Here is a 22368-nt window from a genome sequence, read left to right on the forward strand (position 1 = left end):
CAGTCACTCAGCCGCGATGAAACAGTGCCGGCTCCGGTCGGTGCAAGCTGAAACCCTGCACCCAGTCCACACCCAACTCGGTCAGTGCCTGCACGGTTTGTTCGTCGGCCACCCATTCGGCGATCACTTCAAGCCCGAGTCGGTGACCGATGTCCGTAACCGCCTTGACCATCAGATGGCTGACCGGATCGGTGAGCATGTCGCGCACGAAACTGCCGTCAATCTTGATGAAGTCCAATGGCAAGTGCTTCAAATAGGTGAACGAGGACATGCCTGCGCCGAAGTCGTCCAGCGCGATGCGGCAGCCGGCCTTGCGCAACCGGTTCATGCAGGGTGTCACCTGGGCCAGATTGCGGATCGCCACAGTCTCGGTGATCTCGAAGCAAACACGTGACGGCTCGACCTGGTAGCGATCCAGCAGCTCGATGATCCAGTCGGTCAGCGCCTCGTCTTCAACACTGGCACCAGACAAGTTGATCGCCACCAGATCAGACAGGCGACCGCTGACATGCAGTCGATCAAAATTGGCCAGCGTGGTTTCGATCACCCAGCGATCCACCAGCGGCATCATGCCGTAGCGCTCGGCCGCAGGCAGGAAGACGCCTGGCAACAGCAGCTCACCGGATTCCTCGCGAAAGCGCAGCAGCACTTCGATGGCGGGCTCGCCGGCGCTCAGCGGCAACGGCCAGACTTCCTGGTAAGACAGCTCCAGGCGATGTTCGTCGACCGCCCAGCGCAGGCGGTTGGCCCACTCCATCTCACTGCGTCGACGCATGGTCTGGTCGTTGCTGGCGGAATAGAAACACACTCGATTGCGGCCCGCATCCTTGGCCATGTAGCAGGCGGTATCGGCCTGGCTCAGCAGGTCCTTGGCCAGCACGCCAGGGCCTTCGGAAATCACCCCGCCAATGCTGGCGCTGATCATGTAGCTATGCTCTTCCCAGATGAACACATAGCCATCGATGCAACGGCGCAGGCTCTCGGCAGCGCGCTCGGCCTCCGCTCGATCCGACATCCCGGTCAGCAGCACGCCAAATTCGTCTCCGCCCAGGCGGGCCAGCACATCGATATCGCCCAGCTGGCGGCTCATCACGGCCGACAGCTGGGCCAGCAACTGATCGCCGGCCAGATGGCCGGAGGTGTCATTGATCAACTTGAACTGGTCGAGGTCGACATACAACACGGTAACCGCCGGAGCACCCGCGGAAACGGTCGCCAGCGCCTCATGCAGACGGCGCTCGAATTCGCGGCGATTGAACAGGTCGGTCAGCGCGTCGTGACTGGCCTGATGGCATAGCAATTCCGTCAGCTGACGTTGTTCGCTGGTGTCGCTGGCAACCATCAACAGTTTGCCGCGTCCGTTCAGATCGATCCGCAAAATTGCCACGCTGGCCCAGAACGACGCGCCCACGAGGCCGCGCAGGCGCACCTCGATCCGTTCGCAACCGCCGACATCGGTATGCTGCAGTTGCTGGCACAGGCTGGCATCCTCAAACAGATCCGACAATTGCCGCGCGGTCAGTGGGTCGCCCAAGCGGTCGCGCGCGGCATGGTTGGCGTACGTAATTCGACCACTTTCGACATCGGCAAGCAGCACCAGCGCGGGCAGCAATTCGTTCAATGCGCGGAAGCGCTCCTCGCTCTCGCGATAGCGCCGACTCATCTGCCAGCCCAGCTTCAGGGCCCGTTGCCGCGTGCTGACGATGGAATACACCAGCATGGCAAGCATCAAGCTAGCCAACACGCCTGCCGGTAAAACGGACTCGGACCAGTCGATCGCCGACTTGCCTGCAGCGCGCTCCTGCATCACCACGTCCCACACTCGCCCGCCGTAAAGCAGGCGACGTTCGAAGTGAAAGCCACCGGATATTTCGGCCCTGCCCAACAGCGAGTCGTACAGTGGCAAGGGCGCACCGGGGTCGGTGATATCGCTGAGCTGCAAGCGCAACTGTCGGCTCACGTCCGCGGACAACACACTATCGACGAGTCTGCTGGCGCGAAAGGACACTGCAATCGAACCAAGCGTGCGTTGGCGACGTTGCTCCGTGGTTTGCGGAGGATCGCCTGTGCTGAATACCGGCAGCCTGAGAGTAATTCCGTCATTCCCGCGGCTTGGCTCCCTTTGCTGCATGGGCCGGAACGGTGCGGACAAAGTGGCCTGGTCGCTATCTCGCGAGGCCAGCAAGCCGGCAAGATTTGGGGGCTGCGCACTGACATCCAGACCCACTACCGCGTCGTTACCGGCCTGGGGCTCGACCCAATACGTCATGAAGTGGTCTTTACCCGCCCTTGTCTCGCGCTTCGCGTAAGCCAACGCGAGCAGACTGGGAAATTGCTTACGCGGGTGCAGGTTGAGATAGAAATTGGCGAATTCCTGCCGCGTCACTTCATCCGAGGCAAGAAACAAGGTTTGTACCGAGCGCAGAAGCGATTCTGCCGAGAGCAGCTTGTTCTGCAGGGCCACATAAGTCTTGTCGGCCAACTCACCTGCTACAAGGGCCCGCTCGGCCCGATGACGCTGCTGCTGCTGCTGATATACCGCAGCCACCAGTGCCAACCCAACGATCAGCGCCAGCAGACTCCACAGCCATGCGGCCAGACGCCACGGCTCGGGCATGCTGATCGGCTCACTGCCGTCGTCGCCAATTCGATTACGCTCCTGTGTCGGTTGAGGCTGGTGAAGATCCATGTTTTTCGCCAGATCGCCGTCGTTGTGAATCGTGGAAACGATGTGCGTGAAAGGGTCGACAAATAAATTGCCCGTCCTGCAACTCCCAAACCGTCAGCGCCGTTCGCGCGGCTTCGCCCGGTGCGTCGGCGTGGCGGTCCAGGGATCGTCGGGCCAGGGATGCCGGGGATAGCGCCCTTTCAGTTCGTTCTTTACCTCGGGATATGTACGCTCCCAGAAACCTTTCAGATCCTGGGTTACCTGGATGGGCCGACCCGCGGGTGACAACAGATGCAGGGTTACCGGGATACGGCCGCCCCCAATGCAAGGTGTATCGGCCAGACCGAACAATTCCTGTAGTTTCACCGCCAGCACCGGCGGCGCGCCTTCGGCATATTCCAGCCGACGGCTCTGCCCGCTGGGCACCAGCAGGCTTTCTGGTGCCTGAGCATCCAGCGTGCGGCGCTGGGTGTAGTCAAGACGTGAGGCCAGCGCCTGCGACAGCGCTTCAGGTTCCAGTGCATCGAGTCGATGACGGCCCTGCAGACACGGCGCCAGCCAATCCTCCAGCGACGCCAGCAGCGCGGCGTCGGCGACATCCGGCAGGCCAAGTTCGGGCATCCAGTTACGCAACGCCTGCATCCGCGCGCGCAGGCGCCGAGCCTGTTCGCTCCACGGCAACGTATCGAGACCGCGCGCACGCACGGCGGCCAGCATCGCCGGCAAGGCATCGGCCGGCTTCACCGGCACGCTGCGGCGCTCCAGCACGATGCCACCGAAACGCGATTCATCAAATGCTTCGGCGGCGCCACGCTGCTCGTTCCAGCGCAGGCTGCGTTCGCGGGTGAATTGCGCTGGAAAGTCACGTTCCAGCACACGCGGGTCCAGTGGCGCGGCCGCCAGGATCAGACTGTCACGACTGTCGCGGCGCAACTCGACGACCACCAGCCACGGTTCGCCCAGCAAGGCGGTGTTTTCATGCAGACGCGCACCACGGCCGTTGGCCAGCGTATAGCGGTTGGCATTGTTCTCGTCGCGATGCGCAATGCGGTCGGGAAACGCGTGCGCCAGCAAGTCGCCCACACTGTGACTGTGCGGTACGCCGCTGGCGGCGGTGTTGACTTCAAGCCGCCGACGCCAGCCCTTGCTGGCCTGCTCGATCGCCGCCAGCGCGCCAGCATCGGCGTCCCGCGTTGACGCGCCCCGACGGTCACGCCATGCCTGCAGCGCACTCAATCGCACACGCAGGTCGTCATTGCGCGACTGCTCGCCACGCATTGGCGAGCGCGCGTCCAGCAGCGCCAGCAGGTCAGCCACCAGCGCACGCAGCGGCAACGGCGCGCGCAACGCCGCCGCGGCCAGCCGCGGGCTGGCGCCAAGTTCCAGCATGCGCTGACCCAGTGCAGTGATGCGGCCATCGTCAGCCAGTGCGCCGAGTTGCTGGAGCAACTCGCGCGCCTGCGCCAGCGCACCCACAGGCGGCGCATCCAGCCACGGCAAATCGACATTGCTGCTGGCGGTGATGCCCCACGCGGCCAGTTCCAGCGCCAGCGAGGACAACTCGGCCTGCGCGATTTCCGCCGTGCGCGCCAGCTCCAGCCGTCGACTCTGCGGCCACAGGCGATACGCCGTGCCCGCCGCCACGCGCCCGGCGCGGCCCGCACGCTGGTCCGCCGAAGCCTGCGAAATGGTCACCGTTTCCAGCCGCGTGAAGCCGGAGTTCGGATCGAAACGCGGCTCCCGCGCCAGCCCGCTGTCGACCACCGCACGAATACCCGGCAACGTGATGCTGGACTCAGCCACATTGGTCGCCAGCACGACTCGTCGCCGACCCGCTTCCGCCGGTGCCAGTGCGGTTTGCTGATCGATCAGCGAGAGCTCGCCATGCAAGGCCAGCACGTCGACATCGTTGCGCGTGAGCGTCTGTGCCAGCAGCGCTTGCGTGCGTGCGATCTCGCGGCGACCCGGCAGGAACGCCAGCACGTCGCCTTCGTTTTCCTCCAGCGCTTGCCGCACCACGCGCGCCAACTGATGTTCGATCGCTTCCTGCGTGCGTGCTGGCGGATGTTCGATCCGTACCGCGTAGCTGCGGCCGGGACTGGACAGCCGCGGCGCATCCAGCCACTTCGCGATGCGCTCGCCATCCAGCGTGGCCGACATCAGCAGCAGGCGCAGTTCGGGGCGCAAGGTCGCCTGCAGGTCCAGTGCCAGCGCGGCACCAAGATCACCGGCGAGATGACGCTCGTGGAATTCGTCGAACACGATCACGCCGATGCCGGAAAGCTCGGGGTCGTGCTGAATCAGGCGGGTGAGGATGCCTTCGGTGACCACCTCGATGCGAGTGGCCGCGCTGACCTTCGACTCGAATCGGATGCGGTAGCCAACCGTCTGGCCGACCGACTCACCGAGCTGCTGGGCCATGAATTGTGCGGCCGAGCGCGCGGCAATACGGCGCGGCTCCAGCATCACGATCTTCTGCCCGGCCAGCCAGTCGGCATCGAGCAAGGCCAATGGCACCTGGGTGGTTTTACCCGCACCCGGCGGCGCCTCCAGCACCAGCCGCGGATGCGTCGCCAGCGAGGCGACGATCTGCGGCAGCAGTTCGGTGATCGGAAAGATTGGCGTGGATGCAGTCATCCGCGCCAATGATAGTGGCTGCAGCCCAAGTCACCCTGGTCTACAGCGCGACTCCACCCCACTACGGCGAGGTTGCCGGCGCGCGGCAACCGGCCAGACGCTTGCGGGCAAGATCTGCACCTTTCGGGTCTTTTGCATGCTGCCGCACCTGCAGTACGAGCTGCCAGTTGCGTTCGCACAACGCGCCACGCTGGGCGCCTTGCTGCCACGACTGGATCGCCAGGTTTTGCGCATTCAGATCGTCACCCTTGCCCAGTGCGATTTCCGCATGATGCTGCATTTGCTCGGGCCAGCCAAGAGCGGGCGCGGGCGGCGGCGCAACCGGCATCGTCGCAGCGGCAGCAGCCGTGCCCGACGCACGCAACGGCGCCAGTGACTCGAACTTGCTCTGGTAGTCATCCGTAATCTGCTTGGCATCGGCGCCGCCACGAATGACTCGTGGCGTGATCAGCACGATCAGCTCGGTGCGGTTGCGGCTGCGATTGGTGCTGCCAAACAATCGACCCAGCACGGGAATCCGGTTGAGACCGGGAATGCCGGTATCCGTATTGCCTTCGGCTTGTTCGATCAGGCCGCCGAGCAGCACCGTCTGGCCGCTTTGCACGGCCACCTGGGTCGCCAGCTTGCGCTGCGAAATGGCCGGGTTGCCATTGACCAGTTGCACCGTGCGATCGGCCTGGCTCACTTCCTGGCTGATGTTCATGTAGACCAGGCCACCGGGATTGATCCGCGGCTGCACGTTGAGGATCACACCGGTGTTGAGGTAGCTGACCTGGCTGTAAGTACTGGCCGTGCCGATGCCGGTGTTGACGCTGGTCTGGTTGATCGGGATCTTGTTGCCGACCTCGATGCTCGCGGTCTGGTTGTTCATCACCACCATCGACGGCGCCGACAGTGTCTTGGTGTTGCCGCTGGTCTCCATCGCACGCACGGCAACTTGCAGATTGCTGTTGAGGAAGGAGTAGAAGAACGGCTCGCCACCAAACGCGTTGCCGCCCTTGCCCAGACCAATCTGGCGAGGGTTGTTGGGTTGGCCCGGAACGAGGTTGCCGCTGCTGTCCGTGGTGCTGCCGGTCAGGCCTTCCAGATACCACTGCACGCCGAACTGGAATTCGCCGGTGAGGTTCACTTCCAGAATGCGCGTCTCGATCTGCACCTGCATCGGCACGTTGTCGAGCTGGCTGATCGCCGACTTGATCTCTTCCCACTGCGCGGGCCGCGCCCGCACCAGCAACTGGTTGTTGCTGTCGACCGAACTGATCCGCACGCTGCCATCGCTGGAGCTGTATTGCTGGTCGTTGGCGGCTGCACTGGCACCGGCGGTGTTACCGCCGAAGCTGCCCGAACTGCTGCCGAAGCCGCCACCGGCCGCGCTGCCGCCGGCATCACGACCGCCGCCGCTGTTGAAACCACCGCTGCTGTCGGTACCCGTGACGCCGCCGTCGCGCGCACCTTCGGACGGATTGCCGAAGCTGCTGGTCGCGCCACTCATGCCACCGGCACCATTACTGCTGCCCAGCGTGGCACTGGTCAGGCCCGGCCCGACCTGACCACCATTGTCGCCACCACCGCTGCTGCCGCCACCGTTGGTATAGATGTTGGCCAGATACTTGGCCAGATCCGAAGCCTTGATGTTGCGCACATCGTAGACGAACAGCTGCGGCTCGTTGCCGCCGCCGCGATCAATGCGCGCGATCCAGTCGCCCACTTCCTGCAGATAGTCGGGTTGCGTACTGATCACCACCAGCGCATTGGTGCGCTCGATCGGTATGAAGCGCAGCATCCCGGCCAGCGGCGTGTCACCGTGCACACCGAACATGCCATCCAGCTTGGGCATCAGTTCGCCGACCTTGGCGTACTGCAGATTGAACACGCCCACCGACATGCCGCGCAGCCAGTCGACGTCGAAGGTCCGCACCATGCTCTGATAGTTGGCCAGTTCCTGCGGCGTGCCCGACATCACCAGCAGGTTGCGCGCCGGATCGGCCAGCAAGGTGGCGTCCGTTCGCGCAAAGGGCTTGATCAGCTTCTGCATTTCGGTGGCCGAGATATAGCGCAACGGAAACAGTCGCGCCTGCAGGCCGCCTTGCGGCGCGGTGGCGCCGAGGCTCGGTACCAGGTTGCCGGCCACCGCGTCTTTCTGCGGCATCACCACGTAGCCGCCGTCGCGATGCACCAGCGCGTTGCCGGTCCAGCCCAGCAGGGTTTCCAGTATCGGCAGGGCCTGGCCGGAATCCACCGGCTCGGAGGTGGAGAACGAAATATTGCCCTGTACGCCGGGCACGATCGTGTAGTTCTGCTTCAGCAGGTCGCCGAGGATCGCCTTGACCACCGCCTGCACCGGCTGGTTCTCGAAGTTGAAGGTCACCGCGCCACTGCCACTGGCCGCTCGCCTCGGCGTGGCCAGTGCATGGGGGTGAATGAACTGGCCACTGCCGCGGCTGATTTCGGGAGCCGCCGCGGCATCAACACCGGTTCCCACATCGGTGTTCAGCGGCAAGGGAGCGGGCACCGGGTTATGCGTGCCGGCCATCGCCTCACGCTGCAAGGCACCATCGTCATGCGGTTTGGGCAGGCTGGCGCAACCGGACAAGCCGACCACAAAGGCAAGCGTGGCCACGCGCAGGGTTTGCTGAGTGAGCGTGCGAAACATGGATCAACGTACTCCTTCGGTGGCCGCGGCGGCGCGTTCGGCCCGACGTTTCTGGATGTTTTGGCGCAGACGTTCGGCTGGCGATTCACGCCGCGCAGCGGGATCGGCGCGTGGCGGTGGTGGTGGCAACGGTTGCATCACCGGGCCACCCTGCTCGGGATCGACGGCATCGCTTTTTGCTCTGGCGGCAACCATGTCAATCGGCGCACCGGCCGGAAGCTTCAATTCTGAACGGCCACCTGAAGCGTCGAAGATGGCCGAGCGCGCACGTACTTCCAGCAACGTCACGCTGCCATCGGGCAGTGACTGGCCCTCGCGCAGCCGTACTTCGCGATTGGCCTGACGATCATGCAGCAAGGCCATGTGCAAGCTCGGCGTTAGGATCACTCCGGTGAGTTCGAGATCACCCAGCTGACTGCCGCCATCGGCGGCGGCACTGACAGGCTTGCGATCCGGTGAAAACAACGGCTTCTGCCAGACCAGCGCGAACTGTTGCAGCGGAATCGGTTGCGGCAGATTGGCCGGATTGCCGGCGGGTGGCAGCGGCGCGCGCGGCCTGGCCGCGTCCCAATGCACACCGGCACCCGTGCCCAGCAGCAGCAACAGCAGCAACCCGCCCAGCGCGATCGCCGTCACCATCAACCAGGGCGTCAGGCGCCGCTGACCCGCCGCGTTCATCGAGCCTCTCCAGCAGTCATGGCAGTCGCCACCGGTGTCGCCGGCTGTGCGCGTGGTGGCCGCACGTAGCCCGACAAGGTGAATTGCACCTCAAGCGGAGTAGCACCACCTTCCCTGGCCGCAACCGGGTTGCGGTAGATGCTGAGATCATCGATGAACAGATACGGCGTGCCCTGTTCCAATGCCTGCATCACCGTGGCCAGCGGCTCGATATCGCAGCTCAGGCTGATGCTCACCGCGGCCTTGCGATAAGGCTCGCCCGGGGCTGCCGCTGGACTGGGCAACGGCATTTTCTGACTCACCGTGCAGCGGCCGCTACCGGCACGCGCGGCGACCACGTCGACCACGCGCTGCATCAGATCGGCCGCTGCCGTGTTTGGATCATCGGTCGAAAGGAACGCGTTACTCGCCGCCTGACCGGCGCCGAGCGTGGCCAGGCGCTGTTGCAGTGCCGGCTTCTCGGCGATGGCGGCGGCGTAACGGCTCTGCGTGTCACGCAGGTCGCTCATCTCGCTGCGGATCTGCTGCAACGGCGCAACGAACCACCAATGCAGCAAGACGAAGTAGGCCAGCAGCAGCGTGACCAGCAGCAAAAGCACAGCCGCGATACGACTGTCGCGCCGACTCATCGCAGCCAGCTTCATGGCGTGCCTCCCGCATTGGCCGCATCCGCCACCGGCGATTTTGGCTGATTCACGCGGGCGGTGAGATAGAAGCGTTCCTTGCCGGTGGTCGGATCGGGCTGGATGCTGCCCTGAAAACTGGCGTCGGTGATCAGGTGTGAATCCTTCAAGGCATCAAGCAATTTTGCCGCCTGCTGGCTTTGCCCCTGGAAGCCGATCTGGCCGGTGTTGTCCACGCTGAAACGTTCCAGCCACGCGCTGTCGGGCAGGCGCGCGGTGGCGTCTTCAAGCACACTGAGCATGGCTACGCTGTTTTTCTTGCGCTGGGCCAGAAACCCGGCAGCGCCGGCGTTGTCCTGCAATTGCTGACGCAACGCCGCCACCTGTTGCGCTTCGCCACGCATCGCTTCGACCTCCGTGCGCATCTGCTGCAGCGCCAGTTGCCGGTTGTGCAGCCACTCGCCAAACACGAATACCAGCAACAACACGCAGGTCGCAGCAAGCAACAGGTTGAGGCGGCGACGCGGATGCGCATGCCGCGGTACACGCTCTTGCGGCAACAGATTTACCCCAAGACGACTAGCGCCAGCGGCCACATCCACCGCATCCACGCCGACGGACTGCGTCTGCAATCGTGCCAGCAGTGGATCGACATGGTCGCGGGTGACCACGACCAACTCTGCATTGAAGCGACCCGGCGGCGCTGCGGTGGGCAGTTCGCGCACGCTGTAATACACCTGCGCGAGGGTGAACGGAGTCTGCCGATCCAGCTCGAAACCGGCCACCTGGAACAGGTTGTCGCGGGCTGCCAGCGGCAGGCTCACGCTACGCCGCAAGACCAGCGCCGGCGACAGCAGCAAGGCCACGCGAAGATCCTCGCGATCAACGCGCTGCAGCGCATCGCGCAGTGCCAGCGGGGGCTTGCCCGAGCCATCGACCTGTTCTGCTTCGTGCCAACTCGCCAGCACCTCGGCGTGGCTGTTGCGGCGCAGGCTCCACGTTGCCGCCTCGGCTTGCAGCAGATACCAGTCGGCACCGCTGCTGAAAAAACCGCGCCAATGTACCGGCAGCAAACCGCGCAACTCCCCAGCCCACCAATGCAGGAATGCCGGCAACGGCGAAGCCCGCCAACTGCGGCGTATCCCATCGACCAACGGCTGCAGTGACTGCGTCGCCGAACTCATTCCGCTTCCCCTTCTTGCCAGCGCAGCACGACATACGGTTGCACCTGCCCCGCCTGCAGGCGAATCGTTGCGCGCAGAATCGCGCGCGTGCCGTCGGCCAGCTTAGCCTCGGACCGAATACTATGCGTTGTTCCAGCGCCCAGAACCAGCCGCGGGTCCTTCGCATTTCGCTGCCGTGCAGCCTCGATCTGCTGGCGTTGCTCCGGCGTCATGCCGGGAATCGCCGCCAGCGCCAGTGGCGGCGCCGTATTCGGGTCAGGGCTGGTACTACCTGACCAGATCGTCAGCACCGGCGCCAACTGTCGGTACAGCGCGGGCGTGATACCCAACACCATCTGCAATTCCTCGACACTGGCGAACGGTGCGTGGCGCGGAGCGTAATTTCTTCCGGCTGCCAGGTAGTCGCCGCGGCCGCTGCTGGCGTCGGCATCGGCGACGGGTAGCGTACGCCAGTCGACCACATGATCAGCCACCACTTGCGCCGGCACCGGCTGCAGACCGGCCGCCTCGAACAAGGTCAGCAAGACCTCCGGCGAGGCGGTGTTGAGATCCACCTTGCCACCTTCGTCGATCGCCCGCACGGTGACCGTCGCGTCGTTGTAATGAAAACTGTAAAGACGGCCATCGGCCATCCAGCGCTGCTTCGGCTGCGGGTCCTGCAAGGCATAAGCTGCCCGCATCAGACCGGCCTCGGCGGCATAGTGCGCTTGCGTCTGGGCAAACTGGTAACGCGCCTGCAGACCCTCGGTGCGCGCCAGCGCGGCATAACCACCCAGCAGAATCGCCAGCAAAGTGCAGGCCCACAGCACCAGCAGCAGGGCCACGCCGCGCTGCTCGTCACGTCCGTTCATGCGTGCGCGCTTCATGGGCGGTTCCCGCCGCGCATGCCGGTGCGCGGCAAGCCGCCGGTGGTGGCCAGGACACGCAGCGGCACCTCCAGCTGCGGCCATTCGACGGTGCCATTCACCTGCAGCTCAACACGCACCAGTTGCGGCAACAGCCGGCCGTCCGCCCAGGTCGACGACCACGCCACGGCGGCGCCTTTCGCATCGACGCCGCGATAACTGAAGCTGCCGTCCTTGATGTGATCGAGCAACACCTGTGGATCACCCAGCGCCTGCGGCGGTTGCCCGTCGGGCGGCAACAGCGCCAGGCTGAGTTCCAACCGCTGGCTGCCGTTGCCATCATCGACCAGGCGCAACTGCTGCAACTGCGGACCCAGCTTGCCCAGATACCCGGGCAACGGCGCCACGTAGCGCATCTCGCGTGCCGTGCCGACAAAGTAGACCGGCTCGCCGTGATCGGTGTGCTCGATTGGCTGGGTCAGGCTTTGCGCCAGTTCGCGTCGCAAAAATTGCTGGGCCGAGCGCACCTGATCCATGCGCTCGATGGCTGCGGTGCCGGAATGCACACTGTGCGTCGCCGTGCGAATGCCCGAGTAGACGCCGACCAGCAACAACGCCAGCAGCACCAGCGCGGCGAGTACCTCCAGCAAGGTGAAGCCGGCCTGGCGTTTCATCGGCTGGCCCGGGTCAGGTTGGAGACCAGCGGAGTGCCCAGCCGCAACGTGCGGAAATGGGCCGCGCGCGGATGAGCCTGCGGCCCCCATGTCACGGTGAGATCCAGCTGGTAAAGCTGCACCGGTGCACCCGGCGTCACCGGGCCACCGGGATTCCATGGCGTCACAGCAAGTTGCCAGCGGTATTGCTCATCGAAGCGACCGGAGCGATTGCCCGGCTGTACCGCTTCGCCGACGAAAGCACTGTCGAGCAGGCTGCGCGCACGCATCGCCGCCTGACTGTATTGGGCAGCATTGTGGGTCAGGTTGATCGACGCGCCGGCTACTTTCATCAGCGCCGTAAATGCAATCGCCAGCAACATGATCGCGGCGATCACTTCGAGCAGGCTGAAACCGGCGGCGCGCGAAGGGCCTTTCATCGTGCTGCCACCGTATCGACCACGCGTACCTCGCCAGTCAGCCATGACACGTTGACGTGCCACTCGCGCTGCCCGCTGTGCAGGGTGATGCGCCCGCCGGTGGAGCTGCCATCGGGGAAGAAGCGGATACGCCCGGTGTGATTGTTCGGCTGATCTTCTTTCGCACTGGTGATGCTGACGCGCAGTCCCTTCGGCAGTTGCACGTCATGATGCTTCGCATCGTCGTAACTGTTCGCGCGGGTATCTACATCGAAGTGCTGCTCCTGCCCCCGCACGATGGCTTGCGCCCGGGTGGCCCGCAGCGCGCCAGCAAGTTCACCACTGGCCGCACGCACGCGGGCGCTGGCCAGACCCTGCGTCACCGAAACCGATACGGCTGCCACGGCAATGCCGATCAACAGGATCACCGCCAGCATTTCCAGCAGGGTGAAACCATGGGCGCGCAAGGTCGGCATGACTTACTGCCAGTTGCCCACGTCCTTGCTGTAACCGTCGCCACCGGGCTTGCCGTCTTGACCGTAGAAGATCAGGTCGAAGCTGCCGTGCTGGCCCGGATACTGGTAGCCGAAGGCATGGCCCCAAGGGTCTTTCATTTCGGAGCCCTTGGCGTAGGGACCCTGCCAGTTGGTGGCATTTGCCGGCTTGGTCACCAGTGCGTCCAGCTGTTGCGGTGGCGTGCCGTTGTCCAGCGCGTAGTTCTCGATTTTCTGGCTCAACGTCATGAGCTGGGATTTGCCGGCGCCGTACTTGCCCTTGTCGACGTTCTTGCCGACCTGAGTCACCACCACCGCACCGATGATGCCGATCAGAACGATCACCGCGAGCATTTCGAGCAGGGTGAAGCCGGCGTTCGCGCCGTGTCGTTGTGGTTGTCTGTAGTGCATGGGGCTCACCTCGGATGACAAAAGTTGTGGTGTTACTGGATATTGCTGGTCAGGCTGAGCAGCGGCAGCAGGATGGCGGCCATGATGATTGCCACCATCACGGTCATCACGATGGTCAGCGCCGGTACCAGTGCGGCCAATAGACGATCGATCGCGCGTTTGGACTCAAGTTCAAAGGTGTCGGCAACTTTCAGCAGCATGACGTCTAGCTGACCGGCTTCTTCACCGACCTGCACCATCTGCATCGCCAGTCGCGGAAACAATTTCGATTGTGCCAACGCAAGACTCAGTCCCGCGCCGCCCTTGACCTGTTCATGCGCTGCCGCCAGTGCCGCATCGAGTGCGCGATTGGCAGTGACCTGACGCGCGATACTCAGCGCGCTCAGCAGCGGCACACCATTCTTCAATAGTGTGCCCAGCGTGCGCGCAATGCGCGCCGTCTCGACCTTGAGCAGCAACGGGCCAATCAGCCGCATCTGCAGCAGACGGGTATGCCAGGCTTGCAACGCCGCCGGCTCACGCAGATGCGCGCGCCAGGCGAACAAGCCACCACCCAGCAACAGCAGAATCAACCACCACCACGCCTGCAACAGGTTGCCAACACTCAGCACCGCCTGGGTGATCCACGGAATCGGCACCTGCATGTCTTCGAAGATCGGCACGAACTGCGGCACCACGTAAGCCAGCAGCAAGACCAGCGAGCCAAGCACGCCAACCATCAGGAACGCCGGGTAGATCAAGGCATTGACGATGCTGCCGCGCAGCGCCTGCGCGCGCTCCAGATAGTCGGCCAGCCGGCGCAGGGTTTCTTCCAGCGAGCCGCCCGCCTCACCAGCGCGCACCAGACTGACGTAGAGCTTGGGGAATACGCCGTGCTCTTCGTCCAATGCCGAGGACAGCGTATTGCCGCCGCGCACGCGATCGCGCACGCGCTCGATCAGCTTCTTGGCCTGCTCGCTCTCAGGTAGATCAAGCAGGATGCCGAGCGCACGATCCAGCGGCTGACCCGCGCCAAGCAGGGTAGCCAGTTGATGAGTGAACTGGGCTAATTGGTCGCCACTGAACGGGCCGCGCTTGAACCACCCCGCCACGCCACTGCCACCGACTGCACCATCGGCTGGCTGCGCTTCCAGTGGCGTGTGACCCTGATCCTGCAGGCGCCCGATCACTTCCTCGACGCTGGCCGCTTCCATCACACCGTGGAGTGCCTCGCCCACGTCGCTGACCGCCTTGTAACGGAACTGCGCCACCTCAGCCTTCCTGCGTGACGCGCAGGACCTCTTCCAGTGTGGTGATGCCGGCCACCGCCTTGGCAATGCCGTCTTCATACATGGTGCGCATGCCTTCGGCGCGCGCCTGCTTTTCGATGTCGCCTTCGTTGGCACGCTGCATCACCAGTCGGCGCAGCGGATCGCTCATGGTCAGGAACTCCATGATCGCGCGACGCCCGCGATAGCCGCTCGGATTGGCCGCGCTGCTGCCCGGCTTCCACAAGCGGATCGGGCGTTCGTCCGTGTACTTGTGCAGTTCGAACTGCTCGATCACCTCGGGCAGGGCCTCGTAGGCAATCGCGGTTTCCGGGTCGAGCCGACGCACCAGTCGCTGCGCCAGGATGCCGTTGATGGTGGAGCCGAGCAGGTAGTCTTCCACGCCCATGTCGAGCAGGCGGGTAACGCCGCCGGCGGCACTGTTGGTGTGCAGCGTCGACAACACCAGATGGCCGGTAAGTGCGGACTGGATCGCGATGCGGCAGGTTTCCAGGTCGCGCATTTCGCCGATCATGATCACGTCCGGGTCCTGCCGCATGATCGAACGCAGCGCGCCGGAGAAATCCAGCCCGATCTGCGGCTTGACCTGGATCTGGTTGATCCCTTCCAGCTGGTATTCGACCGGGTCCTCGACGGTGATGATCTTCACGTCGTTGGTGTTGATCTGACTCAGTGCGGTGTACAGCGTGGTGGTCTTGCCCGAACCGGTCGGACCGGTGACCAGCAGGATGCCGTGCGGTTTTTGCAGCACGTCGACGAAGCGCTGCTTGAAACTGTCGGTGAAGCCCAGCGATTCGAAATCAAAGACTACCGATTCGCGATCCAGAATACGCATCACCACCGACTCGCCGAAACTGGTCGGCACGGTGGACACGCGCAGGTCGAGTTCCTTGCCCTGCACGCGCAACTGGATGCGGCCGTCTTGCGGCAAACGGCGCTCGGCGATGTTCAGCCGCGCCATGATCTTCACCCGCGATATCACCGCCGCGGTCGATGAGGATGGCGGCGCTTCCACTTCATGCAGTACACCGTCGATGCGGTAACGCACCTTCAGGCGATTCTCGAATGGCTCGATGTGCACGTCCGACGCGCGCTGTTCGACTGCGCGCTGCAGAATCAGGTTGACCAGCCGGATCACCGGCGCCTCGGAGGCGAGGTCGCGCAGGTGTTCGACGTCATCCTCTTCGGCGGCGCTGCCGTCGAGGTTTTCCACGATGGTGCCCATCGCCGAACGGCCGCTGCCGTAATACCGTTCGATCAGCCCATCGATTTCCGAACGCAAGCCCACGCGCAACGCGACCGGCCGGCCGGCGGCCAGTTGCACCGCCTGCAACGGATAAGGATCGGCCGGGTCGGCCACGATCAAGGCCAGCCCGTGCGTTTCATCCTGCACCGGCACGACATGTTGTTGCTTGAGGAAACGCAGTGAGAGATCAAGGTCCGCTGGCGGCAATTCCGGCGCATCCCGTGCGGATAGCAACGGCACCTGCAGCAGGTCGGCCCAGGCTTCCGCCAGGTCACGCTCGGAGACCAACCCAAGACGGGCCATCAGCGTGGTCAACGTGCCTTCGACCGACTCTTCGTGCAGCCGTCGCGCCCGCAGCAGATCGCCGTCTTTCAGACGACCCCGTGCCACCAGCCACGCGCAGACTTCCGTCTCGCGATCCTCTACGGCCAGGCCCCCCTCGCCGATGGCCGGCTCAAAAACTGCCGACATGTTCCACTCCACTCAACGCGTGCGATAGCGTCAACGCCGTCTGCGGCGCATCAGTAAACGGCATTGGTATCACATCACGCCGACAACTTGCGAGCACAACACTCACGCTCGCCTGAACTGCTGGCCGGGTCGGCGCCCTCAAGGTGCCGACCCGGCGTTTTCGTTGACGGCTGTTACCAGCCAATCCCCAGACCCACGCCACCGGATGTCTCGTTGCCGGTAACCGCTGCACCAAAGGTCAGATTCGCCTTCGGTGACACCTGCCGCGAGTAGCCCACCGCCAGCGCAGCGCGGTCGCCGTAGCCGCCTACACCAACGCCCAGACGATTGGTGGTGTTGATGCCCTGCGTACTGAACGCCATCTGCGCCATCGCCGTGCCCATCGCACCGACCTGGTCCAGCCGCTTGTCCACGGCATGGAACTGCCTGTTCATGTCGCTGCGCAGCGAACTGACATCCGCCGTGCTCGCCAGCGTACCGAACTTCTGATCGGTGTAGGCATTCGCGCTCTGCAAGGTCTGCTGTGCGTTCGCATCGCTATAGTCTTTTGCGGTCACCAGCGCCTGTTGTACCTGCCCGTAGTTGGAGGCGTCAGATGCCTGGGTACCGGCGGCCACATTGGTGATCTGTCGACCTTGAGCTGCCGTACCCACCGACACCGTATTGGCGCGATCAGCGAGTGAACCTTGCCCGAGGGCCACGGCATCCGCAGCGGTCACCGAAGCGCCTTCACCCACAGCCACTGCATTGGTCGCCGCCACCGCTATCACGGTATTCGCACCTACCGCGGTGCTGCCGTCTGCGTTGACCTGCGCGTTGCCGCCAAGCGCCGTATCGTTGGGACCGGCGGCATAACTGTCGGCGCCAATCGCGGTGCCATGATCACCGCCCACCGTCGCGTGGGCGCCGATCGCCACACCCTGCGAACCCGCCGCCACGGATGCATCGTCGTGGCCATCACCAGCGGTGTCGATTGCCACGGCTCCCAGTTCCATCGTGTTCTGCTGCAAGTCGCCAATCTGACCTTCGATGGTGCCGACGCGGCCATCCAGTGCGCTGATGGCGGAGGTATTGGTGGAAATCGCCGCCGTGTTGATCGAAATGGCGTCAGTATTCGTTGCAATGGCCGCCGTGTTGGTGGCGATCGCGTCAGTGTTGGTCGAAATCGCCGCGGTATTGGTGGCGATTGCTGCGGTGTTTCCGCTCACATCCGAACCCGTCTGGATGATCTGCGACTGCACGTCCTGCAACTGGCCAAGGTTCACCGCATCGGTGAGTTCCGTGCCTGCCGCAACATTGGTGATCTGTCGCTCGTAACCGGCGCTGCCGACCGAAACCGTGTTCGCGCGATCAGCCAGCGATTGGGCACCCAAGGCCACTGAATTGGTAGCGACCGCCTGAACCCATGCGCCAGAGCCCAACGCCGTTCCGTTTTGCGCATCGGAACCCGCCAACCAGCCGATCGCCGACGCGTAGTCGGCGGTGGCAAAGCTGCCTGCACCGAGCGCCACCGAACCTGTACCGGTAGCTTCGGTGGCAAAACTGCGTCCAGCAGCGGAGCCGCCCAGCGCCACGCTCTCAGCGCCGCTGGCCGTGCTGCTCTCACCCAGAGCCACACTGCTCAGGCCCGCCGATGCCGCGAACGCACCCGCAGCCAGCGAGTACTTCCCATCGGCCTCGGTGCCATAGCCCATGGCGGAGGACAGCAACCCTTGGGCCAGGCTGTATGCACCCACGGCAATGGCGCCCGAGTTGAGCGCACCGCTGTTGAAACCCAACGCCACCGACTGTTGTGCAACCGCGCCACCGTAGCCGTTGGAGGTCTGCGAACCCATCGCAATGGCGTAGGCCCCATCGGCGGAGCTATCCGCACCGATCGCGGTGGCACTGTTGCCTTTGGCAGAAGCATTGGCACCCAGCGCTGCGGAACTGGTGCCCTGCGCCACCGAATTGCTACCTACGGCAGTCGCCGAGTCGGCACCGGTATACGCTGCACCACCCAGTGAGGTGGAACCCGCGCCGATCGCGAATGCACCATTGCCGACAGCGGTTGAATTCTCACCCATGCCAGCGGCCTGATAACCCAAGGCCATCGCACCACGCCCCTCGGCGGCGGCAATCGAGCCCAGGGCAATCGAACCTTCACCCTGCGCTTCGGTGGCGAGGTAGTTGTTGTTCGGATCAGGGTCACCACCGCCAATGGCGATGCTGCCGCGGTCGGTAGCCTGCGCGTTCGCACCCAGTGCCACGCTGTTATAGCCGTCGGCGCCGGCATTGACGCCACCGGCGAACGAACCCTGACCGGTGGCATAGGACAACGCGCCCACCGCCGTACTGTCGGCGCCATCGGCGCCGGCACCCGCACCCACCGCAGTGGCACCAAAGCCACTCGCCTCGGTGGTATAGACAGTACCGTCAGTGTCGGTATAGGCGCCGCCTACGGCTGTTGCCGACTCGGCTGTGGCGCTGGCATTGGAACCGATCGCGCTGGCGTTGTCACCGGTGGCCGTTGCATCAACTCCGCAGACGAAACTGCCATCACCGACCGGAGTCGCCGGCACGGTGGTGGTGGTTCCGTCCGTCGTATAGGTGCAGCCAGCGGCGGCCGTCTGAGCGTGCACGGTGAACGGCGTCAGGCCCAACATCAGTGCACCGGCGATCAATTTGCGGCGGGTACCCCGACTGCGGCTGTGCGCCAGTTCCGAGGCCACCACCATCGCGCCCAGCGCGGCATTCCATATTTTGCTGTGAATCTTGTTCATTGCCACTCTCCCAGATGCCTCGCCACCGTCACGGCAGAGCGCACGGCAGGGCAGGCGTTGTCTTTTCGGATTGCTTCAAAGGGCGCCATCCACGAAGGATCTGGCGACCCGTCTCCGCACAAGCGGAGTCGCGCAACGACCGCACGGTCGCTGCGCGGGTTGAGCGCGGCTTACCTCGGCGCGCTGTCGCAGGTCACGCCCACTTCGGCGAAGGCGGCGGCCACGTCAGCCTCGGCGTAGCTGCGATCCACCGCAGCCTGTTCGACGCCACAGGCACCGCCGTTGAAGGTCTCGTTCGGCGCCCAGTACAGTGCATTGGCGTCATGGAAGACCTCGAAGGCCATCTTCGTATCCCAACCATGGGACGTGGCCAGGTTGCAGAACGCGCGATTGTAGACACCGCTGGTGTAGTGCACGTCGAGGCTGTCGTTGTACTGCGCGGCGTTGTCGATCGAGGCGCCATCGTTGCTGGGCGTGCACATGTCACGCAGCGCCGCCATACCCAGCAGCGGAACCGTTGCCGGCTTGACGATGTCGGCTCCGACCATGAAGTCGTTGCTGCCGCGGTCATAGAATTTGACGGCCTCGCCTGCCATGTCCGAGAACGCCTCGTTCATGCCGCCGGACTGGCCGGTGTATTCCAGACCCGAATGCTGTTCGGTGAAACCGTGACTGATTTCATGACCGGTGATGTCCAGCACCACGAACGGATAGAAGTACTCGTCGCCGTCGCCAAAGACCATTTCGCTGCCGTCCCAGAACGCGTTCTCGTAATGGGTGCCGTAATGCACCCACATCGACAAGCGCATCGGTGAACCATCACCATTCTGCAGCGGCGGGGTACCGAACCAGTTGTTGTACATGTCGTACACCACACCACCGAAATGGTGAGCGTCGTTGATCGGCGAGAACGCACCGTTGATCGCGTCGCCAAAGCTGTTCCACTGCGCCGGATTGCTACCCGCGCAACCGAATGCCCACTGCGTGACACGCTGGCCACCGGCGAGGTTGTAGGTTGCCACTTCGTCGTTCTGCAGGTAGCAGGTGTTGCCCACACGCTGCGCGCTGAGCAGCTCGCGGCCCGGGCCGGAGTTGTCGTAGTGATAAAGCCCGGTCAACTCGTTGCCGCCGGGGCCGGTGGCCGCAACCGCCACCGGCATGGTGCTGCCGCCCGGCGGACGACGACCATCGGTCAGACCATTCCACTGCTTGAGCACCGCGCCGGTGTTGGCGTCGATGATGGCGGTGGGTCGCGACAGACGACCGTGGTTGTCCACCACGTACGAAACCCGATAGACCAACCGCGCCACGCCACCATCTTGCGGATAGACGAACAGCTTGCTGTCGACGTTGCGCGTCTGCAGCGCCGCATCACCCATATGCTGATGCAGCGCGCGCTGCGCGAGTACCGCGGAAAGCCGCGGCTGCACCGATGCAAGCGAGGCGCCAAGGTCACGCTCTGCCGCACCCGTTACCGAGAGCACTGAGCCACGCGTATTGCGCTCCACCACCAGGCTGCGACCGTAAACCGGTACCCCGCGATAGTCCTGGCGTTCGCGCGATTTGAGCGTGCCGCGCGCTGTCCGATGCTGGCGTTCGGCGACAAAGGTCGAGCCGGAACCCAGGCCCAGGCGACTGGCCAGCGCCGAAGAAGCGACCGGCCCCAGCGCACGCGCCTGGATGTCGACTTTTGCTGCCGCCATGCACAGCGGCGCGGCGGCGCCACCCAGAATAGCCAGCAGCGCACCCGCGAGTTTCTTGTTGAGCATTCTTGAACCCCCAAAATACAGACAAACGATTCGCCCGCGTCGATGCCGGGGCCTCGACGTTCAAGCGACTTGAATTCACCATCCCCCCGGATTGGCGAGTGCCTGAAACTAGAGCCCCGTCACAGACCTGTCTATGGGAAAATTTCCGAGATCGCTTCCAGCCCAACAGGGTTGACGAACTTCATCTCTCGCAGGTCTGTCATGCAGCTCATTGATATCGGCGCCAACCTCGGCCACGAATCCTTCCAGCACGATTTCGACGACATGCTGTTGCGCGCGCGGCGCCACGGGGTCGAACGGTTGATCGTCACCGGTGCTTCGGCGGAAGGTAGCCGACACGCGCTGGCTATCGCGCACGCGCAGCCACTGCGACTGTTTGCCACAGCCGGCGTGCATCCCCACCACGCGATCGACTACGACGACGCAACCGACTCCTTGCTGCGCGAACTGGCGGGTGATCCATCGGTGCGTGCCGTGGGTGAAACCGGGCTCGACTACAACCGCAACTACTCGCCGCGCGATGTGCAGTTGCAGGTATTCGAACGTCAACTGCAGATCGCGGTGGACCTGCGGATGCCGCTGTTCCTGCACCAGCGCGACGCCCACGACGATTTCGTCGCACTGTTGCGCCGTTATCGCGAAAATATTCCCGGCGCGGTCGTCCATTGCTTCACCGACACCGGCGAAGCCTTGCGTGACTACCTGGCGCTGGACTGCCATATCGGCATCACCGGCTGGATCTGCGATGAGCGGCGCGGCACCCATTTGCGCGAACTTGTGCGCGAGATTCCAGCCAACCGATTGATGATCGAAACCGATGCACCGTACCTGTTGCCGCGCACGGTACGACCCCAGCCGGCGCACCGACGCAACGAGCCGATGTACCTGAAACATATCTGCGAAGAGGTCGCCCGCGATCGCGGCGAGAGCGTGGAGGTCACGGCGGCAAACAGCACGGCGACGGCCGTGGCGTTCTTTGGCCTAGGGACGCAGGACATCAAGTAGCAACTTAATGCCCTCCGTCCCTCATCGCCCCAGCTGGCGGGTTTCACCCGGCAACAAGCCATCCAGCACATGCTCGCCAATCTGCACGCGAATCAGCCGCAGCGTGGGGAAGCCCACCGCCGCGGTCATCCGGCGCACCTGGCGATTGCGCCCTTCACGCAAGGTGAGCGTGATCCAGCTGGTCGGAATGGCCTTGCGGAAACGCACGGGCGGATCGCGCGGCCACAGCCACGCCGGCTCATCGACACGGGCTGCCTCGGCTGGCAGCGTCGGGCCATCGCTCAATAGCAGCCCGCAGGAAAGCGCTTGCAAGGCCACCGCATCGACGTTGCCATCCAGCTGCGCCAGATAGGTCTTGGCCTGCTTGTGGCGCGGATCGGTAAGCCGGTGCGCCAGCTTCCCGTCGTCGGTCAGCAGCAGCAGGCCTTCGCTGTCTTGATCGAGACGTCCAGCCGCATACACGTCCTTCTCTCGCACGTAGTCGGCCAGCGTACGCCGGCCACGATCGTCGGTGAACTGACAGAGCACGCCAAACGGCTTGTTGAGGGCAATCAGCATGGCTAGATCGGGACGGAGAGCGTC

Annotated in this window: 17 protein-coding genes; 1 reads left to right on the forward strand and 16 read right to left on the reverse strand. The window is 64.1% G+C overall.

All coding sequences use genetic code 11. From position 1 onward, the window contains the following. Positions 1–7 precede the first annotated feature (7 nt). The 15 genes from PY254_RS01035 to PY254_RS01105 all read right to left on the reverse strand — a co-directional run bounded on the left by PY254_RS01035 (position 8) and on the right by PY254_RS01105 (position 20781). Complete coding sequence (locus PY254_RS01035; protein ID WP_281013632.1) at positions 8–2689, reverse strand: bifunctional diguanylate cyclase/phosphodiesterase; 2682 nt, start codon at positions 2687–2689, stop codon at positions 8–10. A 93-nt stretch (positions 2690–2782) separates the two neighbouring features. Next, on the reverse strand, positions 2783–5305 hold the full coding sequence (gene hrpB, locus PY254_RS01040; RefSeq protein ID WP_281013633.1) for an ATP-dependent helicase HrpB: 2523 nt from the start codon (positions 5303–5305) through the stop codon (positions 2783–2785). A gap of 61 nt (positions 5306–5366) precedes the next feature. Beyond that, positions 5367–7958 carry a type II secretion system secretin GspD gene (gspD, locus tag PY254_RS01045; protein WP_281013634.1) on the reverse strand — a complete coding sequence of 864 codons (2592 nt, stop codon included), beginning with the start codon at positions 7956–7958 and terminating at the stop codon, positions 5367–5369. A 3-nt stretch (positions 7959–7961) separates the two neighbouring features. Next, positions 7962–8636, reverse strand: coding sequence for a type II secretion system protein, XpsN-like (locus PY254_RS01050; RefSeq protein WP_281013635.1), 675 nt, complete (start codon positions 8634–8636; stop codon positions 7962–7964). Continuing rightward, entirely contained in the window at positions 8633–9280 is a 648-nt protein-coding gene (gene gspM / locus PY254_RS01055; RefSeq protein ID WP_281013636.1) for a type II secretion system protein GspM, read from the reverse strand. The genes PY254_RS01050 and gspM overlap by 4 nt, the downstream gene beginning before the upstream one ends. Further along, entirely contained in the window at positions 9277–10443 is a 1167-nt protein-coding gene (locus PY254_RS01060; protein ID WP_281013637.1) for a PilN domain-containing protein, read from the reverse strand. The genes gspM and PY254_RS01060 overlap by 4 nt, the downstream gene beginning before the upstream one ends. Further along, positions 10440–11309, reverse strand: coding sequence for a type II secretion system minor pseudopilin (locus PY254_RS01065; protein WP_281013638.1), 870 nt, complete (start codon positions 11307–11309; stop codon positions 10440–10442). The genes PY254_RS01060 and PY254_RS01065 overlap by 4 nt, the downstream gene beginning before the upstream one ends. Continuing rightward, positions 11306–11962, reverse strand: a complete 657-nt coding sequence (locus PY254_RS01070; RefSeq protein ID WP_281013639.1) for a prepilin-type N-terminal cleavage/methylation domain-containing protein — start codon at positions 11960–11962, stop codon at positions 11306–11308. The genes PY254_RS01065 and PY254_RS01070 overlap by 4 nt, the downstream gene beginning before the upstream one ends. Further along, positions 11959–12381 (reverse strand): type IV pilus modification PilV family protein, encoded by a 423-nt coding sequence (locus PY254_RS01075; RefSeq protein ID WP_281013640.1) that lies wholly within the window; start codon positions 12379–12381, stop codon positions 11959–11961. Before PY254_RS01075 ends, PY254_RS01070 begins: the two co-directional genes overlap by 4 nt. Then, positions 12378–12836 (reverse strand): GspH/FimT family pseudopilin, encoded by a 459-nt coding sequence (locus PY254_RS01080; protein WP_281013641.1) that lies wholly within the window; start codon positions 12834–12836, stop codon positions 12378–12380. Before PY254_RS01080 ends, PY254_RS01075 begins: the two co-directional genes overlap by 4 nt. Positions 12837–12839: 3 nt before the next feature. Beyond that, entirely contained in the window at positions 12840–13265 is a 426-nt protein-coding gene (gene gspG, locus PY254_RS01085) for a type II secretion system major pseudopilin GspG (RefSeq protein ID WP_281013642.1), read from the reverse strand. 32 nt (positions 13266–13297) lie between these two features. Then, the gene (gene gspF, locus PY254_RS01090; protein ID WP_281013644.1) at positions 13298–14515 is read right to left on the reverse strand and encodes a type II secretion system inner membrane protein GspF; all 1218 of its coding nucleotides are present in this window, start codon (positions 14513–14515) and stop codon (positions 13298–13300) included. A 1-nt stretch (position 14516) separates the two neighbouring features. After that, positions 14517–16250 carry a type II secretion system ATPase GspE gene (gene gspE / locus PY254_RS01095; protein WP_281013645.1) on the reverse strand — a complete coding sequence of 578 codons (1734 nt, stop codon included), beginning with the start codon at positions 16248–16250 and terminating at the stop codon, positions 14517–14519. A 173-nt stretch (positions 16251–16423) separates the two neighbouring features. Further along, complete coding sequence (locus PY254_RS01100) at positions 16424–19012, reverse strand: ESPR-type extended signal peptide-containing protein (protein WP_281013646.1); 2589 nt, start codon at positions 19010–19012, stop codon at positions 16424–16426. 170 nt (positions 19013–19182) lie between these two features. Next, positions 19183–20781 (reverse strand): M4 family metallopeptidase, encoded by a 1599-nt coding sequence (locus tag PY254_RS01105; protein WP_281013647.1) that lies wholly within the window; start codon positions 20779–20781, stop codon positions 19183–19185. A 201-nt stretch (positions 20782–20982) separates the two neighbouring features. Here PY254_RS01105 and PY254_RS01110 point away from each other — a divergent pair, with 201 nt between their 5' ends. Beyond that, on the forward strand, positions 20983–21786 hold the full coding sequence (locus tag PY254_RS01110; RefSeq protein WP_281013648.1) for a TatD family hydrolase: 804 nt from the start codon (positions 20983–20985) through the stop codon (positions 21784–21786). Between the two features lie 21 nt (positions 21787–21807). On the opposite strand, the gene PY254_RS01115 is transcribed toward PY254_RS01110, so the two are convergent. Continuing rightward, positions 21808–22344, reverse strand: coding sequence for a pseudouridine synthase (locus tag PY254_RS01115; RefSeq protein WP_281013649.1), 537 nt, complete (start codon positions 22342–22344; stop codon positions 21808–21810). Positions 22345–22368 lie beyond the last annotated feature (24 nt).

This window comes from Rhodanobacter sp. AS-Z3, from assembly GCF_029224025.1.
Taxonomy (GTDB): domain Bacteria; phylum Pseudomonadota; class Gammaproteobacteria; order Xanthomonadales; family Rhodanobacteraceae; genus Rhodanobacter.

Excerpts from the sequence above, each read along its gene's own strand:
- PY254_RS01035 (WP_281013632.1), bottom strand. The coding sequence starts at position 2,689 with ATGGATCTTCACCAGCCTCAACCGACACAGGAGCGTAATCGAATTGGC.
- hrpB (WP_281013633.1), bottom strand. The coding sequence starts at position 5,305 with ATGACTGCATCCACGCCAATCTTTCCGATCACCGAACTGCTGCCGCAG.
- gspD (WP_281013634.1), bottom strand. The coding sequence starts at position 7,958 with ATGTTTCGCACGCTCACTCAGCAAACCCTGCGCGTGGCCACGCTTGCC.
- PY254_RS01050 (WP_281013635.1), bottom strand. The coding sequence starts at position 8,636 with ATGAACGCGGCGGGTCAGCGGCGCCTGACGCCCTGGTTGATGGTGACG.
- gspM (WP_281013636.1), bottom strand. The coding sequence starts at position 9,280 with ATGAAGCTGGCTGCGATGAGTCGGCGCGACAGTCGTATCGCGGCTGTG.
- PY254_RS01060 (WP_281013637.1), bottom strand. The coding sequence starts at position 10,443 with ATGAGTTCGGCGACGCAGTCACTGCAGCCGTTGGTCGATGGGATACGC.
- PY254_RS01065 (WP_281013638.1), bottom strand. The coding sequence starts at position 11,309 with ATGAAGCGCGCACGCATGAACGGACGTGACGAGCAGCGCGGCGTGGCC.
- PY254_RS01070 (WP_281013639.1), bottom strand. The coding sequence starts at position 11,962 with ATGAAACGCCAGGCCGGCTTCACCTTGCTGGAGGTACTCGCCGCGCTG.
- PY254_RS01075 (WP_281013640.1), bottom strand. The coding sequence starts at position 12,381 with ATGAAAGGCCCTTCGCGCGCCGCCGGTTTCAGCCTGCTCGAAGTGATC.
- PY254_RS01080 (WP_281013641.1), bottom strand. The coding sequence starts at position 12,836 with ATGCCGACCTTGCGCGCCCATGGTTTCACCCTGCTGGAAATGCTGGCG.
- gspG (WP_281013642.1), bottom strand. The coding sequence starts at position 13,265 with ATGCACTACAGACAACCACAACGACACGGCGCGAACGCCGGCTTCACC.
- gspE (WP_281013645.1), bottom strand. The coding sequence starts at position 16,250 with ATGTCGGCAGTTTTTGAGCCGGCCATCGGCGAGGGGGGCCTGGCCGTA.
- PY254_RS01100 (WP_281013646.1), bottom strand. The coding sequence starts at position 19,012 with ATGAACAAGATTCACAGCAAAATATGGAATGCCGCGCTGGGCGCGATG.
- PY254_RS01105 (WP_281013647.1), bottom strand. The coding sequence starts at position 20,781 with ATGCTCAACAAGAAACTCGCGGGTGCGCTGCTGGCTATTCTGGGTGGC.
- PY254_RS01110 (WP_281013648.1), top strand. The coding sequence starts at position 20,983 with ATGCAGCTCATTGATATCGGCGCCAACCTCGGCCACGAATCCTTCCAG.
- PY254_RS01115 (WP_281013649.1), bottom strand. The coding sequence starts at position 22,344 with ATGCTGATTGCCCTCAACAAGCCGTTTGGCGTGCTCTGTCAGTTCACC.